The following is an 18,100-nucleotide window of genomic DNA, read 5'->3' as shown; positions in this document are numbered from 1 at the left end:
TCCGAGTAACATGTCCACAAATCTGTTTAACCAGCCACAGATTGATCCAGACCCATCTAAAACTCGTATATACCGGCGCACCGGCCACATACATGCATTTAGCATGTATCTATTATCCAGAATGCGCGGTAACTGCAGCACAAAAAGGACCTCTGTGGCAGCATGCATTTTCTGATTTCCAGTACGGATTTGATTTAACACTGTCATAAACGAGGAGCACCATGATTACAGACGAAATCATCGACCTGTCGCGATTCCAGTTCGCGATGACAGCACTCTATCACTTCCTCTTTGTGCCGCTGACCCTGGGCATGACCTTCATTCTGGCGATCATGGAGTCGGTTTATGTTATGACCGGCAAACAAGTCTATCGGGATATGACCAAATTCTGGGGTAAATTGTTCGGTATTAACTTTGCACTCGGCGTTGCTACCGGCCTCACCATGGAATTTCAGTTCGGAACCAACTGGTCATACTACTCCCATTATGTTGGTGACATTTTTGGTGCTCCACTGGCCATTGAAGCCCTGATGGCCTTCTTCCTCGAGTCAACGTTTGTCGGCATGTTCTTCTTCGGCTGGGACCGACTCAGTAAAGTTCAGCATCTGGCTTGTACCTGGCTCATGGCTATAGGTACTAACCTATCGGCCATGTGGATACTGATTGCTAACGCCTGGATGCAGAACCCGGTGGGTGCAGAGTTCAATTATGAAACCATGCGCATGGAAATGACCAACTTTGCTGACCTGATTCTGAACCCTGTAGCTCAGGTGAAATTTATTCATACGGTTTCTGCCGGTTATACAACAGGTGCCATATTTGTACTGTCTATCAGTGCCTGGTACATGCTTAAAGGCCGTGATATAGGTTTCGCACGTCGTTCATTTGCGGTAGCCGCAGGCTTTGGTCTGGCATCCATCCTCTCTACGCTTCTGCTAGGCGATGAATCCGGTTATGAACTGGGAGACGTTCAGCAGGTCAAGCTGGCAGCGATTGAGGCCGAGTGGGACACCGAACCTGCACCGGCCGCTTTTACTGTTTTTGGACTCCCCAACCAGGAAGAGCAGAAAACAGATTACGCGATCAAAATCCCTTACGTCATGGGCATAATCGCAACCCGCTCAACAAACACAGAAGTACTGGGTATCAAAGATCTGATCGACGACAAGATTCAGAGAATCAACAATGGTATCAAAGCCTACGAACTGCTTGAAAAACTTAAAAATGGTGAAGATACACCCGACAATCGTCGCGAGTTTGATAAAGTCGTGGATGACCTGGGTTATGGCTTGTTACTCAGCCGATATACCGACGACATTCGAAGCGCGACACCCCAAATGGTTCGGCAGGCTGCAGAAGAGGCTATTCCGACCGTGTGGCCACTGTTTTTCTCTTTCAGAATCATGGTGGGTCTCGGTGTTGTGATGCTCCTGCTGCTTGTAACCGCCTTCTACAAGACAGCCCGCAGAACTGAGTACAACAGCCCAACATTCCTTAAACTCTGTTTCTATTCGTTGCCACTGCCATTCATTGCCAGTGAAATGGGATGGTTCGTTGCTGAGTTTGGTCGTCAGCCCTGGTCGATCTCAGGCATACTGCCTACCTATCTGTCTGCTTCTACCCGGACAGAAGCAGACCTCTGGCTCAGCATCATTGGTTTTACTGCGCTCTACAGTATCTGCATCATTATCGAAATTTACCTGATCGTTAAATATGCCCGCAAAGGTCCTAGCAGCCTGCACACTGGCCGCTACCACTTTGAACGTAATCGTACCGACGATATGGCTCAGGCATAAAAGGAGGCCCTTATGGACTACGAAGTTCTCAAATTCATCTGGTGGGTTCTGATCGGTGTCCTGTTCATTGGCTTTGCCATAATGGACGGGTACGATCTGGGGACCGCCAACCTGCTACCTTTCATGAGCAAAACCGACGAAGAGCGTCGTATCATGATCAATGCCGTCGCCCCTCACTGGGACGGCAACCAGGTTTGGCTGATCACTTCAGGTGGCGCACTGTTTGCGGCCTGGCCTATCGTTTATGCCACAGCTTTCTCTGGCTTCTACTGGGCCATGCTGCTGGTTCTGTTCGCACTGATTGTCCGTCCGCTGGCCTTTGATTATCGCTCCAAGGTTAAACCTGAGCAGACAAAGTACTGTGACTGGGGTCTCTTTATCAGCGGCATCGTACCTTCTCTGGTATTCGGCGTAGCCTTTGGCAACCTGTTCCTGGGCTTTGGTTTTAATCTGGATGACACAATGCGCTCCAGTTTTACTCAGGGTTTCTTCTCATTGTTGAACCCCTTTGCCCTTCTTTGTGGTGTTGTCAGTGTCTCTATGCTAACCATGCAGGGATCTGTGTGGCAAAGCATGCGCTCTGGTAGCCCGATCAAAGAGCGTGCGACCATTGTCGCCCGCATCTCTGCCCTTGCGACCATTGTCACCTTTGCACTTGCGGGTGTCTGGGTAGCTAACCTGCCCGGCTTTGAGGTCGTCAGCGGTCTGGTTATGAATGGCGAAGCCAACCCTCTGATCAAAACAGTTCACATAGCTGACGCAGGCATCTGGTTGGCTAATTACACCAAGTACCCGGTTATGCTGATTGCACCGGTCATGGGTTTTGCTGGCGCCATTGGTGTCTTCCTGCTGGCCAACAGCCGTCTGCACGGCCTGGCCTTTACCTGCAGTTCAATCACCCAGGCAGGCATTATCATGACAGCCGGGTTCTCACTGTTTCCATTTATTCTGCCGTCCAGCACCCACCCTAACGTTAGCCTGACACTGTGGGATGCAACGTCCAGTTACCTGACGCTGGGAATTATGACAGTGGTTGCCATGATATTTGTTCCCATCATTCTGGGATACACCATCTGGTGTTTCTACAAATTGTGGGGTCGTATGACAGCAGAACACCTTAACGAAAACACCCACTCACTTTACTAAGGAGGGCAGACTATGTGGTATTTTGCCTGGATTCTGGGCGTACTCCTTGCGTGTGCCTTTGGTATCATCAATGTCATGTGGTATGAGTTTCATGATATGGGATTTGATAATGATATCAACGAGTTAGATGACTAGGGCAGGTGTTTGGGAGTAATTTTTTGTTACTCCCAAGCTCAATTTTCGTTCCCAAACATGCCCAAAAAGAAGCAATAATTCCGGATCGTGCCTTATGGCAAGATTTAGTTGCTCAGGAAGAAAACGCCACTCTACTGCTCAAAATGTCATGAGTGGCGTTTTATACAATCGCTTCTAAAAAATCCCTATGCACTAGCTGCTCGAGCTATAACCCAATTTCATGCTTCAGCAAGCCCCAGCCGCTAAAGCCTCCCTCAGGCAAGAAAAAGCAATGCGCTCCTGCTCGAGCCTAAGATTTTTGCTCAGTTTGTTTTGACGCAAAGCGTCAAACAACACCTGCTCTCTGTTCGTCAGGTTGGTAAGCTCCGCCAAAAAACGCTTGCTTTCAGGTTCTTCCACACAAAGAGGCATGTGCATGTCCAGTGTTGCCTGATCCATTAATAGCGACTCTGTTTGCCGGAAGCGACCTCGCAGTTGCGACAATATAGAAAAACCGTGGGTATCAATATCCCCCCAATAGCTGATTTGTTTGTCCTCAAGCCAGTTCAGTGAGAACAGAGATCGAATGCCATATCCCAGCCCGAAAATGACTATGGCATCTTTTACTGACGGGAAAGTCAGGCCATTTATTTTATTCTCGGTGATAAAGACCCGGCTTACACCCGGATCAACAAACTGTGATAGCGGCACACTCATATCTGTGGCCGGGGCCGCTGAGTCCAGCAGGCGAAAGCGGATCAATGGCTCGTCATAACACAACCCAAAGCGACGCTCAAAGCCATTCTCGGCTATACCCGATACGCTGTCGTCGAATTCTCCCGGTTCAAGTGCCAGCATGAGTAGATCTGATAGCACGCCTTTGTGAGATTCAATAAATTTGGTATCAACACCCTGAATATCCAGTTGCCGGATATACCGGTATGGCTGAGGGTTGAGCTGAAAATAGCGGCAGACTTTAATCAGCTGAGGCCAGACATCAGCATAATCCAGTAATTTCACTGGTTTGCTGTTAACCAACGGCATGACCTGCGGAAGCTGTCGTCGGGTCTGATTGGCCAAGGCCTGAAACTGTTTGAAAGCCGACTGCTGCCCAATAAAGGTCAGCCAGTCGTCCCTGCTTTCAAACAGGATTTTATGGGGTAGCCTTTGCTGCCCTAACTGCTGGTGACTGATGGTGCGATATTCCAGTTGATAGCCGCTACCGGTGACGGCCCTGGAATGACGGTGCAATTCTGCAACCCAGTCCCGAACCTGAATAAATTCACTGCTCAGGGTACGCCCTGACGGTGTTTTGAAAGGAACCTCAAAGGGGAAAAACACCTCATCATTCAGCCAGCTTTTCAGGAAAGTCCCAGACACCCAGGGGCGCAGGGCTTTCTTTTTCAGTTCTTTCTGGGAAATCATACTAATTCACAGTCACCGAAACAGGATCAATGCCTGCGAGCATCTGCTCTTTTTGCTCCAGCAGATATTGCTGTTTATCCCTGCGATACTCCTCAATGGTCAGGTTCTGCAAGACCGAGTTGCAGCCGCCTTCGTTATGAACAAAATGCACCGAGCTGACGTAGTCTTCTATCACATGAATTTTCTGTAGAGGCGTCACAATCAACAGTTGCAGATTGAGCTTGCGGAACAACTCCAGTCCATATCGGGCAGATTCATCAGATCCCCGGCCAAAGGCTTCATCAATCATCACGAAACGGAATGACCGTGAGCGTTTCTCTCCCCACTCGAGACCAAACTGGTAGACCAGTGCCGCCGCCAGGATAGTGTAGGCCAGCTTTTCTTTCTGCCCCCCGGATTTTCCCGCCGAATCGGAATAAAATTCCTTTTCGGAGTCGTCTTCACGGTAACGTTCAGAGGCATTAAACAGGAACCAGTTGCGCACGTCCGTGACTTTTTTGGTCCAGCGCTTATCAAGGTCGCTCTGCCCTTCCCGGCCATTAAACCGTTCAATAATCTCTTTCACCTGAAGAAACTTGTTTTCTGCATAGTGTTCACTGGTATCGGGCGACAGGCTGTCCCCCAGACAATTACGCAGGTCGATTTTGAACTGATTGATTTCCGGGTCACGGTTACTATCCGCCACCAGACGGATATAAGAACCTTCACTGTAATCAATCGCCGACAGCGAGCGGTTAATGGTGTCAATCTTGTCCCTGATGGTTTGCTGCTGATGATCCAGCCAGTTCTGAAACATCGCCATATTGTGAATGGTGCCTTCGTTGAGCATTTGCTTGAAGCGCTGCTCATGCCTTGGCAGGTCTTCACCCTGCAAGGTTTGCAGCATACCGGAAAATTCTCCGGCAGAAGCAACATCGGCATCCACTTCCCGGGTTTCCTGGGGGTAAGCGTTTTTATAATCGGACATCTGTCCGGTAATTTTTGAGATCAGGTTTTTGGCGGTATTCTGACGTGTATCAATCCGGCTGGTCAGCCATTTACGCATGACGACTTGACCACTGTCACAGCTTTCAATAGTGATTTTTTTATCGGGCAGTGCTTCTGGCTCCAGCAACTCCAATTCAGGGAAACAGGCTTCCCGGTGTTCGCCAGGCAGTTCATCCAATAGTCGTTGTGCCTGATCCCGATCGTCACGATCTCGCTCCAGCTTTGAGTTCAGGTTGCCCACATCCTGCCCAAGCTTCTCCTTTAGCCGATCCTGTTCAGCAATCAGGGCTTCGGATCGGGATTGGCGCTCCCGCAGGGTTTTCAGGATGTCCGAACCGGTTTCCAGCTGTTGTTTTTCTTTCTCAAGAGTTTGAATCTGCAGCGCCAGTGGCTGCCAGTTAATCTCGGCAAAGCTTTGCACATTCAATAACAGTTCCAGCTTCAACTGACTGTTCTGTAACCCCTTCAGCCGATGGGTAAATTGCGCCTGCTTCGCAGCCGCCTTTTGAATCGTCTGCTCTTTCCGCTTTTGTTCTGTTTCCAGGGCAAAAATCTTTTCCCGATTACTCCAACCCAGTACATATCGAGATCGGTCATCAATACGGTAGCGGTCGTCTTTTTCATGGCGGCTGCCGCTGCTTTTGATCTGGCCATTGGGGGTAATCGCCCGGCTCATCCTGCGGAAGTCTGCCATGTTATCGCAGCAGGTATAGTCGAATCGCTGAATCAGCTCTTGTTCCAGCCAGCCGTAAAACAGGCTGTCGGTTTTCACCGAGATTTTACGGCTCAGCGAGTGTTCGTCTATGGCATCATGCACTGGACGTGAAGGCTCCCGAACCCGGTAATACACCAGCCGTCCTTTCAGATGGGTCTGGTTAACATAGTCGGCCACTGCCTGATAATGATCGTCGGGCACCAGCAGGCTCAGGGCGAAATTATGCAGCACTCTTTCAGCCGCCCCTTCCCACTGTTTTTCTTCTTCCCGGATTTGCAGCAGCTCACCGGCAAAAGGCAGGGTGTCTTCCGACAGGGACAGGTTCTCACAAAGCGCTTCACGAATGGCAAGGTTACGGCTTGGGATATTGGACTTACGCCCTTTCAGGGAAGCAATTTCCTGCTCCAGTTCTGAATGTTCATTCCGCAGTTGCTTCAGAACAACGGCCTGTTCCACCTGTTCGTTCTGTAAATCAGCCTGCTTCTGTTCCAGCCGTTGCCGACTTTCCTGCGCCTCTTTCTGGTTGCCATAAAAACCTTCGTCGTCTTTTGGCTCCGGCATATCCAGTTCACGACACAGGCCAAGGTATTTGTCACAGGCATCAGACAACCGCTCCCTTTCCCTGTTCAAACGTTCTATTTCAGTTTTCAGATCCGAGAGTCGTTGCCCGCCGTTCTGATCTATCGCCCGCTCTATGTCCCGCAACTCCGAGCGCAAATCCGTTAACAGCTGCCGGGCTTCTTCCAGTCTGGCGGTGAGTTTGGTCTGCTCCTGTTCCCGACGAACAATGCGATCATTTAACAGTTGAATTTTCTTGTCAGCAAAGAATCCGTACAGCGCTTCCCGGCACTGCTTTAAAGAATGAATGGCGGCTTCCAGTTCCGAATAGCGCTCACAATCCTGAACCAGTGGCGACAGTTTTTCTATTTGCTGGCGGGCTTTCAGTACGGCTTCATGGGCACGATTGAGGTTATCAAACTGACGACTGAGTTCATCTACCCGATCCGCCACATCGGTGCTTTTGAGCATATGGCTGCGGACAAACTCTGTTAAGTTACCCACGGATTTCATCGAGACAGTCTGATAAAGCAAGTCCAGCGCCTGATCGTTTTCAATCCCCATCTGCCGACGAAATTCCGCTTGATACTGAGAGAAGCTGTCAAACAGTTTCAGGTGATCTTTACGTTTAAGTTGTTTTTTCAAGTCACCGATATCACTGCCAAAACCACTGAAATGCCTGGCAATGGTTAACGGCTTTCGGGCAACAATATAAAAGCGTTCCGGTGTATTGGCGTTATCCCGACTCCAGAATACCTGTGCCAGAGTGATCGTCTGGTCATAGCCTTCATTCCTGAACCGGGCGAGGATCACGCTGTAACTGTTGTGGTCACGCAGGGCGACGGCTTTGGCACTGAGCGTGTCATCATCTTTAGCGCTTTTGAAATAGCCGCGAACATAAGACGTCAGGCTTCGTTCACGGGTTTCCGCACCTGCCGCTTTGTTGTAGGTGATCTTCTGGCTGGGCACTAACAGTGTCGTTAACCCGTCCACCAGGGTCGATTTACCGGAACCGATATCTCCGGTTAACAAACTGTTGTTGCCATCCGGCTGTGCCGACCAGATTTTTTTATGGAAGGTCCCCCAATTCAACACTTCCAGTTTTTCGAGCCGGAATCCTGCCTTGCCATCGTCCTCGTTGAACTCAACTATTTGATTCTGCATGTTCCCGGTATACCTTTAGCTTGTCATTAAAATCCGCCAGCCAGTCGGCATCTACCAATGCCTTGATGATCCGGCGAACTTCCCAGGCGGGCGGATTGCTGTTCAGTTTTTTCAGAAATCCGAATTCGGCGACTTTATTGAGGTGAGTATCAATCTGATCAAACAGACGCGCTTCATTAGCGCGGTCTGGCAGAAAGACTCGCATCATTTCCACAATTTGCTCCCGCGACAAAATCAGCCTGGATTCACCACCACCGGCATCCTGCTCCACCATTTTCTTGCGCAGCAGCACACAGAGTAAGCTGACCGGAAAACTTAACGGACGACGGGTGACCAGTTTCGGCAATGCCAGCTCTTCGTCATTAACCTGCTTCAGAAAAGCGTAACCTTCTGCTTCATCCAGTACCAGGTCAAGTCCAATCACTTTGACATAATCAATCACTCTGGCATGTAAATCCTGTAACTGCTGCCAGACCGCAGGGTTATTGTCCCGATATAAAACGCCTTTCATCAAATGAATAACCACTACACCGAGCGAGGCATCCTGTGCTGTTTCTACGTCATCATTCACAAAAACTTTTCTCCAGTAAACTGTCGTCTGATTTCAGCGTCATCGGGTAAAGATGACTTCCGGCATTGAGGCTTCTTTCTGATGTCCTTTGTCATCCAGCCAGATAATCACTTCAACCTGTTCAGCATTGACCAGCGCATGATCCGATTCAGATGCTATATGCAGATAGGCCACCACTTCGCTCAAGCCCTTTCGAACCGGATACTGTTTCACCAGTTCCGATAAACTGATCTGCTGACGATTCTGGAGCGCATGGCGAATACGTGCCCGCAGCTCCCGCTCATCCACATAGTGCTGGCTATACAAAGCGGTGCTGTCAAATTCGGCCTGCCCTTCTTCCGGCACCTCTTCAATCACCGGGCGCACAGCCGGGCGGAACAGACCACGGGACATAGGAAGTTCAATCTCGGGTTTACAAGGCTGCAATGTAGTAAAGAGTTTATCCGGTGGCGGGCTCTGGCGCACAGCGATAGCGCTCTGCTCGATCTCCCGGACAATCTCCATGATGCGACGATTTTCCAGCCAGGCCTGATCCGCCAGGTAGTGCCGGAGCTGTTCCACCAGTTGCGCACAAGTGCTGTTCACTTTTTCTCCGGCCTCCAGCAAGCGGAAGCGAATTTGGCCCAGCAGCTCATCGTGTTGCAGGCTACGCACTTCGGGCAGTGCCAGCACTTTTTCCAGAATTGTCTGTAATTCATCCTGACTGGACGGCGACATCAGCCAGCTCCAGAACGCCTTGAAACTACGCCCCTGATCCGATTCGGTGATGGCGTCCTGTTCCGAGAAAATATCATCCAGCATCTGCCCCTTGCCGCTATTGCTGATCGTGATTCGTTCCCGAACGCCCCGGTCAAGGCTGCGAAAGTTCTCTTCTACCTGGCGGAAATCTGATAATAACTGTCGTGCGGTATCTTCAGCCTGCAAGAATTTCTCTTTGACTCTTGTCGGGTCATGAGGCGCCATCTGGCCACTTTTCAAACGAGCAATTTCGAGTTCAAGCCCGGCTTTTTCCTGCTCCAGACGATCGATTCTCAACTGCGGGTCGACCTCCGTCTCATGGGCAATTTCATTGAGAAGACGAAAGACCGTCAACAAACGGGACTCGGTACCCACAAACTGTTTCTGCTCAAACCCGGACAGCCATTCGATCACTTTCTCCGTGGCCGGTGTCAAATCAAACAGGGGTTCATCGCCTACACTGGCAGCCGGATAATATTTGCGCAAATATCCCTGCTCCCCGGATGCCCAGTCGTTCAGGTAGTCCCGACCTTTGCGGGGGTATTTGTTTTCACCGCTGCTCTCACGCAAATGGTGCAGATAATCGTCCAGCCGGGTCGCCAGCTCTTCAGCAGCGATGGAACGCTGATTGGTCACGATAAAAGAACGATGCAGGAAGCTGATAATCAGCGGCGCGCTGTCAGCCTGTAATAGACGCCAGGCGGGATGACTGCGAAGTCCGACAAGTCTGTGAAAATCCATAAAACCTCAGGGCTGCTATAGCGTTTACGGTACCGACACTCAGCTCAAGTGGAACATTGCTTATTCAGCAATTAACCAGTAAATGGCAATATCTCAGAGCCGCTGGTCTGATCTGTGGAAAGCGCTTAAACAAAATCAGGAAACTATTGGCTTTAATCGCTCCAGCTTTTCAAGCCACTGTGCAAAGTGCGGACACTTGACCCTCATGGCATCAAGCCCAATATCCATTGCAACCAAACTACCATGGAAAGGTTTCTGGTAACTTCTGAAATGTTTGATGATACGCTTGGAAGGCGCTGTTTCAGGCCTATCGTTGATAGCTTCCGGCTTCAGACCTTCGACTTCTTCTTCCAAGTCAGCGACCAAGCCAGGCCTGTCTGCTTCCAGTATTTCAAATCCATTCACATCAGAGAAAAGCAAAGCTTCAAATTCATGCAGAATAATGCCAGGAATAAAACGATGGCTGAAACCAATGCGAGCTTGAAAATCTGCCTCTATCCGCTGCACTGAAGCATAAATATCCTTTGGATTTTTCAGATCCACAGAAGGGAAATCACCCGGCAAGCCGTAATAATCCAGCATCGTGGTCACATACGCTCCGGTATCTTCCTTGCAAAGCCGACTGACCTGATTCTCGATCTTAGCGAATGTGGATACACCTCCACGCCCGGTTTTGCTGGTTCGGAGCAAAATAGCTGTTGTATAAATATCCAACCGTTGAAGATGCTCCTGCAGAACTTCATTCACGAAGGCCTCTTCCGTCTGTCCTTCTACAACTATGTTCAGACGAATCATTTTGACGGCCTTCCTCCCAGGAGGTTCTTCTTCCAGATATCCCCAAGAGAATAATCTTCCAACCAGCCTTTGAGTTTCTCCTCACTCGTTCGTTCAAAAACTGTTTCACCATTTCGCCGATTAACAATCACCAGATCATCAGCTTCAAACTCATTCACCAGTTCAACGGACTGCGTGGAAACGATCACCTGATGACTGAGTGACACAGCTTTCAACTGTGCTGACAATAACGCTATGGCATAAGGATGCAGCCCTAGTTCAGGTTCATCAATCAGCAGGGTGCTGGGCATGAAGTCTTCAGGCTGATTTAATACGGTAGCCAAACAAATAAAACGCAAAGTACCATCAGAAAGCGCATGAGCCTTAAGGGGAACATCCATCCCCTTCTCGGTCCATTCCAACTCTATTTGATCTGCATTATGTGTAGTGGACCGAAGGTGGAAATCCCCAAAAAATGGAGCCACCAGTTGGATAGCCCGTACTATTTTTTTGTAATGCGCAGGATGGTTCTGTTTAAGACGCAGCAAAAATGCAGCTAGATTTCTGGCATCCTGTCGTAGATATTCATTATCATTAATCTGGCTCGGTTGTTTTACAAGCGCAGTTTCACTGGTATCGTGAAAATGATAAACCCGCCAGTTAGTGATGGCATTACATACTGATTGTTCTGTACCATCCGTCACATGCTGACCGACATAACTTTCGAAATGCCCCGCATTGCTGATATGCCCCCCAGCCGCCAGAGATTCATGATGAAACATCATTCGGTTATCTGCTGTTGGCTCCAGCTCCAACATGTATACCTTGTCACCAAAATACAGTTCTGACTCAAATGACCGGGTCACCTTACGCCCATGCCTTAAAAGAGCGTCCGGGCCTCCCTGCTTGCCTACAGTTCTTTGCAGGTTGCCCGACAGAATCTGACCAATAAGGCGGAAAAAGCTGATAAAGTTCGTCTTACCTGCGCCATTCGCACCTATCAAAATATTCAGGGAACCCAGCTCCAAATCGCACGAACGTATAGACTTGAAGCCACCAATTCTGAGGTGAGTCAGCTGCTTGTCGTCAGAGACCGGCTGCATAGCACACTCCTGTATAGAAAATATTTACAATAATAACCTGATTTGATGTGGAATGGCTGTATGACTGGATGAGGTTTTTTTGTTGCCCGATCAGAGCGGCTCATTCTCTACAACAGTATATAGCGCTGCAATCGTCTTCTGTCTGATGTCCTGAACTAACGCTAGTGTAGTGCGACCTAATTAACAGTACATAAAGACTCCTAACGGTCTACTATGGATGTTATTCCAACCACTGCCTGTTTTTACTATGCGAGTTGCCACAGAGATAATACTTGATGCTTCTGAAGAAATACGACTCAGAAAGATTACTTCATCAAATACTTGCCCTCTTCGCTTGGCCCGCCGTGCCCAGATTGTTCTTCTCTCTGCAGAAGGAAAAAGCAATCTTGAGATTGCGCAAATACTGAAGATCGGTCGTCATCAGGTCAGCCGCTGGCGTGACCGATATGCTCAGGAAGGCTTCTCCGGGATTGAACAGGATCGAGCTCGCAGTGGCCGTAAAAAGAAGATTGATGCTGCTGAGATTGTGAGTCTGACCACAAACACCCTTCCGGAAAATGCCACTCACTGGAGCACCCGAACTATGGCTGCTGTTAGCGGTATCAGTGAGAGAAGTGTTCGCCGGATATGGCATGCATATGGCCTCAAGCCTCACCTGGAAAAGACATTCAAGGTGTCCCGAGACCCGAAATTTGTGGAGAAGCTTGAAGATATTGTCGGACTCTATCTGTCTCCTCCTGAACATGCGTTGGTGCTGTGCTGTGATGAAAAAAGTCAGGTTCAGGCACTCGATCGAACACAGCCTGGCTTACCGTTGAAGAAAGGGCGTGCCGCAACAATGACTCATGATTATAAACGACATGGTACAACCACTCTCTTTGCAGCACTGAATGTACTTGATGGTGCTGTCATCGGTCAGTGCCAGCAGCGTCATACCCATGTGGAATGGTTGAAGTTTCTTAAACAGATAAATAGGGAAACGGCAAAAGACAAAGAGCTGCACCTGATTTGCGACAACTATGCGACTCACAAACACCCGAAGGTGCGAGAATGGCTGGAAAAACATCCTCGTTTTCATATGCACTTTACGCCAACGTCAGCATCATGGTTAAACATGGTTGAGAGATTTTTTCGGGATCTCACGAGTCAGCGTTTACGCCGTGGTGTGTTTGTCAGTGTGCCACAGCTAGTCAGTGCGATTGATGAATATATTGAAAAGCATAATCAAAATCCAAAGCCGTTTATCTGGACTGCTAAGGCAAATGATATCTTAGAAAAAGTCGTTCGGGCTAATCGCCGGTTAAGTTGCAAAAAGAACGACGCACTACACTAGCTAGAAAGCTGGAAGAACAACTGGGCGAAAATTATAATGGTCAAGCAAGAATTAAAATCAAATCATTTGAAAACAAAGACTATAACTCAAGGCAGGAGACATGGGGTGACAAGTCAGAAAGTTTTTTGTTACGCCCACCAAAACAGGGGCATTTTAAGGCTTCGGTGCATCTGAACAATGGTTTGTGGTTAAACGTCAAAGCAACAACACCTGCTGTACCGCCTCTGGCTCCGGGACAGACAGTTATCTTCCTGGCGGTCTCGATCTTTTTTGTTCTGCTGGCATTGGCCTTTATGGTAGGCAAAATTACTCGCCCAATGCAGATGCTGGCCAATGCATCTTATCGTCTGGGGAAAGGAGAGCATGTCGACGATCTGCCAGAAAAAGGACCGGAGGATATGCGGGAAACGATTCGGGCATTTAACCTTATGAATAGCCGTCTTCAGCGCTTTGTGTCTGACCGGATTCACATGCTGGCAGCACTTTCACACGATTTGAGAACGCCTATCACTACCATGCAGCTTAGGGTTGAGTTAATGCCCGAGAGTAATGATAGAAATCGTTTACGAGCAACTTTGGATGAAATGAAGCAGATGTCTGAAGCGACCCTGGCCTTCATACGTCAATCTTCAGATAATGAGCAGACACAAAAAGTTGATCTTAATGCCATGATGGAAAGTCTCTGTGATGATCAGCTGCATTTAGGACATGATGTTCGGTTTGCTAAAGCTGGCAAAATTGTAGTCGAATGTCGCCTTACAAGTCTGAAACGAGCCATTCGAAATCTGGTGGAAAACGCCGTGAAATACGGTAACAGAGCTGAAGTGCGTATGGAGGTTTCAGGGAATAATGTGTTTGTGATTATTCAGGATTACGGCCCCGGCATTCCTGAAGATCAAATGAATAAAGTATTTGAGCCATTCTTCCGTATAGAAAGTTCCAGAAACAGGAATACTGGTGGTATTGGCCTGGGTATGGCTATTTCCCGGAATATGATTCGCAATCATGGCGGAGAAATTTATCTCGAAAATAATCCGCAGGGGTTGAAAGTAAAGGTGGTATTACCACTTGATCTGAGGAAGTAAAAATAGACACCGGATTAAGCTACTTCCGCTAACTCATAGTTATCTGGACTCAGATATCTCAATGAACTGTGGCGACGACTTCAATTATAAAGTTGTGGTATAAAGAACGTGCGAATAACGTATTCGTGATTGTCGTACAAGGATAGTGGGGCAACCTAACCATGACTTTACTACCAATCGTTCCAAATACATTTAGAAAATAATAATGAAAAAAACACCTCTAAAGTTACCCTTGGTAGGTCTATCTACCGTGCTGTTAAGTAAGGCCGCTTCTGCAGGCTGGGCTCAAGAAGCGTTGACCTTACAGTACAATCTACAAAAACATACGCCTCTTGTACAAAACAATATTATCGGTACGCATAACTCATATAGCTCTAATGCGTACGGCATGAATCTATACGAAAATCAGGACATGAGTATCACCGCCCAGCTCAATGAGGGTGCCAGGTTTTTAGAGCTTGATCTATGGCGCAATACCCATATGGAGTACGTCTCTACGGTTTTGTGCCACAACGGCGGACGCTGCGGCATTATTACCGGTGATTTTATTTATACAGATAATGCACTACGTGAAATAGCAGATTGGGCCAGGCAAAACCGCGACCAAGTGATTGTGATTAAGCTTGAAGACCAAATGGATGATGACGACTATCACTATTTTGCCGAAGCGATACAACGAACGATGGGGGATATTGTTTACCGCCCTGAGCGCCCGGAGGGCGCTGGTGGGATTGTGTATTTCCCCAGTGATTTGACTCCCGCAGATATGCTGGCAAAGGGCAAGCAGGTAATTTTTCAGGGCTATGCTGGTGCCTCCGGCACACCTATCGGGCGCCATTGGATCTTTGGCACCACCAACCCCGAGAACGATGGCGGTGATGTTAAAGCGAACCGTGCAGCATTACTCAATTGCTCTAGCCATTCGGATACCCGTTATTCACTGTTTTATGACTCAGCCGCCGAAGGCGATTTCATGTTCGATCAGTTTGTACCTAACGATATGATTCAGCCGTTAATGCAATGCGGTGGTTCAGTATTTGGATTTGACTGGTTACAGCACAATGACCCGCGTACCACAACGGCCATCTGGAGTTGGCAGAACAATGAACCGAATAACACTGGTGGCAATGAAGACTGCGCCGTTAGTGGTCATGGTGGGTTTAACGATGTGCCCTGTGATATGAGCTTTGCGTATTTTTGCAGCGATGGTTCGCAATGGAAAGTGACCAGTGCCAGCGGGAATTGGCAACAAGGGCCTGCCCAATGCCAAAGCGAATTTGGCGCAAGTTTTGCGTTTGACGTCCCCAGAACGGCTAAACAAAACAAAGCGGCCATAAGCGCTGCGCAACAGGCTGGCCATAGCGAATTTTGGCTAAATTATTCGGATATTGATCTGGAAGGCACGTGGCTAACGGGCGCCGATAAAGCCTATATCGCCAAACAAAACTCCACAAAGGCCTTACAGGTGACTAGCTGGAATCGCTACAGCTGGAATTACGCCGACACCGGCACGGGCGGCAATAACAATATTATGATTTGGCGAGCTAAGGACATACCACCAGGTTGGTATCGCTTAGGGGATACCGTCGGCTTGGCAACCAGCGGACCTTATGCCTCTAGCTATGGGCGCAAGCCTGGCAGTAGCATTATTGCCTATGATGATGGCAGTGGGATGTTGGCCAAGCCAGTGTCTTATCAGTGGCGCTGGAATGACACCAAGACCGGTGGCGATCAAGATGTGACCTTATGGAGTCCTGTGCCATCGGCTGGCTATACCTGCTTAGGCGATATTGCGATTACTAATCACAGTTTCAACCAGCCTAGTACCGACATGCTGCGTTGCGTACGCAATGATTTACTCAGAGATGGTGGCTATATGTGGGATTGGAGCGATGGTGGCTCAGGTGGGCAGTATGATGCCACGGCTTATCTCAATACCACCAAAGTGGGACTGGATGTTAACTTAGGCTTAAGCGTGAATACCTTTGATATTAATGTGATTGATAGTAACAAGGTGCTTGATCTGACCAAGGTTCACTGGCTTGCTGGTCCAGAGGCGGTGATTGATACGCCACACCAAGCCGTGCAGCCATATCGCGAACTAAAGGTAATGGGCAAATGTATTGAAAATGGCCGCAGTGGCGACAATGGCGCCGAGGTTTTTGTGTGGGATTGTCACGGTGGCGCTTGGCAAACCTGGGTGTATGAATCTGCGACGGGCTTGATCCGCAATCAACACAATCCTGACATGTGTCTTGATAGCCGCGGCCATACGGTATCGGGAAGTGATATTGGTCAATGGCTCTGTGAAGATCACATCAACCTCAAATGGGATTGGCAAGGCCACACGATTCGACCACGTGTTGCACCTTATCTAGCGCTGGATTTGAAGTGGGGTGATAACATCAATGGGCAGCCGTTGTGGCTGTGGGATGCAGATGGTAGCGCAGCACAAACCATCCACTGGGGGAATTAATTAGCGCTAATTACCGCTCACCACGGCCTAGTGCTATGGTGTGCAGGGCGCATTGATTACTCAGTTGGCTACTTAGCTCGATTTTTAATAAATAGCATAAAGTGTGCCCCCTTAAGTGCTGCAGCGGCAATCTGAGGAATACCCGCTGCTTGCAGCGCTTCAAAATACGGCGGAACATTAAACTCCTCGCTCATAACAATAATGTGATCGATGAGGGTTTTAGACACTGTAATTTCACTGTCTTCCGACTTGGCTAAACTACACTCTTTGGCTATTAGAGCCATTTTGGCTGACGCTTTATCAAACGAAAATCCCATAACTTTGGGCAAGACAGTCGAGCTAGCCACGCAATGTGGTACACCGTATTTGGCACCCACATTATGAGCAATGGCATGCACAGATCCCTTGATCTGAAGGAGAAACTCATTGAAGTCATAACCTTCATCGGCAAGAATAAAATCAGCAGAGAAACCCTCTATCAGTGCATTTGCCTGACCATACTCTGAGACCTGCCCAGCAGTGAGAATAAAGCGAACAGGGTTACCAAGAGCATCCGTGGCAGCATGAATTTTGGTTGTTAAGCCACCTCTCGACCGTAAACGCCAAATAAACCCACGCCCTTCAGAATCAAAACCCCATTTGAAATGATTAGCCTCCCGATATAAGGAGGCCAATATGTCAAAGAAATTACCCGCAGACAGTGAATGGCTAGAGCGTGTTCAGTCGTGGCGGGATTCAGGTTTGACTCAGAGTGCGTGGTGCCAACAGCATGGTATAAGGGTATCCAAATTCGGATACTGGAAGCGTAAACTCGACACAACCCCCAGCGTAAAACCGACCCCGAACAACTCTGGCTTTGTCCAGGTAACACCCCAACCAGAACCTGGTGCGCCTTCTCGGATAACACCACTCTCCATCACCCTACCCAGTGGTGTAACAGTGTCCGGTATTGATGAAAGTAACCTGTCGCTTTGTGAGCAACTGGTGAGGGATATGCTATGAACACCCCGGTTATGCGACCGTCAGAGGTATTACCAAAGGTGTTTCTCTACCGGGAGCCGATTGACTTTCGCAAGTCATTTCGTGGGCTTGCTGTGTTGGTTGAACAAGAGCTGGGGCACAACCCCTTTGACGGCTATTTATATGCGTTTACCAACCGGCAGCGTAATAAAATCAAGTGCCTGTTCTGGGAAGATAATGGTTTTGTGCTTTATTACAAGAGCCTGTCTGAGGACAAATTCCACTGGCCCAAACCGGACGAAGAGCTGGTTACATTAACCGGGAAACAATTAAACTGGCTGCTGGACGGCTACAATCTCAATGCCATGCAACCCCATAAAAAAAGGCATTATGAGAGCTGTTTTTAGTCCTGTT

General features: G+C 48.6%; 15 protein-coding genes. 8 read left to right on the top strand and 7 right to left on the bottom strand.

Translation table 11 applies throughout. The annotated features are described in order from the left end of the window. Positions 1–221: 221 nt before the first annotated feature. From ACOMHB_RS13065 to cydX, 3 genes are read left to right on the top strand one after another with little or no spacing between them, the layout of a single operon-like run. A complete protein-coding gene (locus ACOMHB_RS13065; protein ID WP_448216956.1) occupies positions 222–1,796 on the top strand; it encodes a cytochrome ubiquinol oxidase subunit I in 1,575 nt (524 codons plus the stop codon). 12 nt (positions 1,797–1,808) lie between these two features. Next, complete coding sequence (gene cydB, locus ACOMHB_RS13060) at positions 1,809–2,942, top strand: cytochrome d ubiquinol oxidase subunit II (RefSeq protein ID WP_422133609.1); 1,134 nt, start codon at positions 1,809–1,811, stop codon at positions 2,940–2,942. Between the two features lie 12 nt (positions 2,943–2,954). Further along, positions 2,955–3,077, top strand: coding sequence for a cytochrome bd-I oxidase subunit CydX (gene cydX, locus ACOMHB_RS13055; protein ID WP_422137889.1), 123 nt, complete (start codon positions 2,955–2,957; stop codon positions 3,075–3,077). Positions 3,078–3,302: 225 nt separating this feature from the next. Here the strand turns inward: cydX and ACOMHB_RS13050 are convergent, their stop codons facing one another. From ACOMHB_RS13050 to ACOMHB_RS13025, 6 genes are all read right to left on the bottom strand, one after another. After that, complete coding sequence (locus ACOMHB_RS13050) at positions 3,303–4,481, bottom strand: DUF3322 domain-containing protein (protein ID WP_448216955.1); 1,179 nt, start codon at positions 4,479–4,481, stop codon at positions 3,303–3,305. A 1-nt stretch (position 4,482) separates the two neighbouring features. After that, positions 4,483–7,905: an ATP-binding protein gene (locus tag ACOMHB_RS13045; RefSeq protein ID WP_448216954.1), complete on the bottom strand. Its 3,423-nt coding sequence runs from the start codon at positions 7,903–7,905 to the stop codon at positions 4,483–4,485. Then, positions 7,886–8,476, bottom strand: a complete 591-nt coding sequence (locus tag ACOMHB_RS13040) for a DUF4194 domain-containing protein (RefSeq protein WP_448216953.1) — start codon at positions 8,474–8,476, stop codon at positions 7,886–7,888. The genes ACOMHB_RS13045 and ACOMHB_RS13040 overlap by 20 nt, the downstream gene beginning before the upstream one ends. A 39-nt stretch (positions 8,477–8,515) precedes the next feature. Then, entirely contained in the window at positions 8,516–9,955 is a 1,440-nt protein-coding gene (locus tag ACOMHB_RS13035) for a DUF3375 domain-containing protein (RefSeq protein WP_448216952.1), read from the bottom strand. Positions 9,956–10,090: 135 nt separating this feature from the next. Continuing rightward, entirely contained in the window at positions 10,091–10,750 is a 660-nt protein-coding gene (locus tag ACOMHB_RS13030) for a DUF4276 family protein (RefSeq protein ID WP_448216951.1), read from the bottom strand. Then, on the bottom strand, positions 10,747–11,832 hold the full coding sequence (locus ACOMHB_RS13025) for an AAA family ATPase (protein ID WP_448216950.1): 1,086 nt from the start codon (positions 11,830–11,832) through the stop codon (positions 10,747–10,749). Before ACOMHB_RS13025 ends, ACOMHB_RS13030 begins: the two co-directional genes overlap by 4 nt. Positions 11,833–12,079: 247 nt before the next feature. On the opposite strand from ACOMHB_RS13025, the gene ACOMHB_RS13020 reads away from it, so the two are divergent. From ACOMHB_RS13020 to ACOMHB_RS13010, 3 genes are all read left to right on the top strand, one after another. Beyond that, positions 12,080–13,165: an IS630 family transposase gene (locus tag ACOMHB_RS13020; RefSeq protein WP_448218589.1), complete on the top strand. Its 1,086-nt coding sequence runs from the start codon at positions 12,080–12,082 to the stop codon at positions 13,163–13,165. Positions 13,166–13,290: 125 nt separating this feature from the next. Then, a complete protein-coding gene (locus tag ACOMHB_RS13015) occupies positions 13,291–14,250 on the top strand; it encodes an ATP-binding protein (protein WP_448216949.1) in 960 nt (319 codons plus the stop codon). 205 nt (positions 14,251–14,455) lie between these two features. Continuing rightward, the gene (locus ACOMHB_RS13010; RefSeq protein WP_448216948.1) at positions 14,456–16,726 is read left to right on the top strand and encodes a phosphatidylinositol-specific phospholipase C domain-containing protein; all 2,271 of its coding nucleotides are present in this window, start codon (positions 14,456–14,458) and stop codon (positions 16,724–16,726) included. A 68-nt stretch (positions 16,727–16,794) separates the two neighbouring features. Here the strand turns inward: ACOMHB_RS13010 and ACOMHB_RS13005 are convergent, their stop codons facing one another. Further along, positions 16,795–17,400: a transposase gene (locus tag ACOMHB_RS13005; protein ID WP_448216947.1), complete on the bottom strand. Its 606-nt coding sequence runs from the start codon at positions 17,398–17,400 to the stop codon at positions 16,795–16,797. Between the two features lies 1 nt (position 17,401). On the opposite strand from ACOMHB_RS13005, the gene tnpA reads away from it, so the two are divergent. Together tnpA and tnpB are read left to right on the top strand one after the other, a co-directional pair. After that, on the top strand, positions 17,402–17,728 hold the full coding sequence (gene tnpA / locus ACOMHB_RS13000; protein ID WP_448215653.1) for an IS66 family insertion sequence element accessory protein TnpA: 327 nt from the start codon (positions 17,402–17,404) through the stop codon (positions 17,726–17,728). Then, the gene (gene tnpB, locus ACOMHB_RS12995; RefSeq protein WP_448215654.1) at positions 17,725–18,093 is read left to right on the top strand and encodes an IS66 family insertion sequence element accessory protein TnpB; all 369 of its coding nucleotides are present in this window, start codon (positions 17,725–17,727) and stop codon (positions 18,091–18,093) included. Before tnpA ends, tnpB begins: the two co-directional genes overlap by 4 nt. The last annotated feature ends 7 nt before the right edge of the window (positions 18,094–18,100 follow it).

It is taken from the genome of Endozoicomonas sp. 2B-B, from assembly GCF_053470045.1.
The sequence above is the reverse complement of the archived record's forward strand: the minus strand, read 5'-3'. Positions and strand labels throughout refer to the sequence as shown.

Coding starts and splice junctions, on each gene's coding strand:
- ACOMHB_RS13025 (WP_448216950.1), bottom strand. CDS start 11,832: ATGCAGCCGGTCTCTGACGACAAGCAGCTGACTCACCTCAGAATTGGT.
- tnpA (WP_448215653.1), top strand. CDS start 17,402: ATGTCAAAGAAATTACCCGCAGACAGTGAATGGCTAGAGCGTGTTCAG.
- ACOMHB_RS13020 (WP_448218589.1), top strand. CDS start 12,080: ATGCGAGTTGCCACAGAGATAATACTTGATGCTTCTGAAGAAATACGA.
- ACOMHB_RS13045 (WP_448216954.1), bottom strand. CDS start 7,905: ATGCAGAATCAAATAGTTGAGTTCAACGAGGACGATGGCAAGGCAGGA.
- ACOMHB_RS13035 (WP_448216952.1), bottom strand. CDS start 9,955: ATGGATTTTCACAGACTTGTCGGACTTCGCAGTCATCCCGCCTGGCGT.
- ACOMHB_RS13065 (WP_448216956.1), top strand. CDS start 222: ATGATTACAGACGAAATCATCGACCTGTCGCGATTCCAGTTCGCGATG.
- cydB (WP_422133609.1), top strand. CDS start 1,809: ATGGACTACGAAGTTCTCAAATTCATCTGGTGGGTTCTGATCGGTGTC.
- ACOMHB_RS13050 (WP_448216955.1), bottom strand. CDS start 4,481: ATGATTTCCCAGAAAGAACTGAAAAAGAAAGCCCTGCGCCCCTGGGTG.
- ACOMHB_RS13030 (WP_448216951.1), bottom strand. CDS start 10,750: ATGATTCGTCTGAACATAGTTGTAGAAGGACAGACGGAAGAGGCCTTC.
- cydX (WP_422137889.1), top strand. CDS start 2,955: ATGTGGTATTTTGCCTGGATTCTGGGCGTACTCCTTGCGTGTGCCTTT.
- tnpB (WP_448215654.1), top strand. CDS start 17,725: ATGAACACCCCGGTTATGCGACCGTCAGAGGTATTACCAAAGGTGTTT.
- ACOMHB_RS13010 (WP_448216948.1), top strand. CDS start 14,456: ATGAAAAAAACACCTCTAAAGTTACCCTTGGTAGGTCTATCTACCGTG.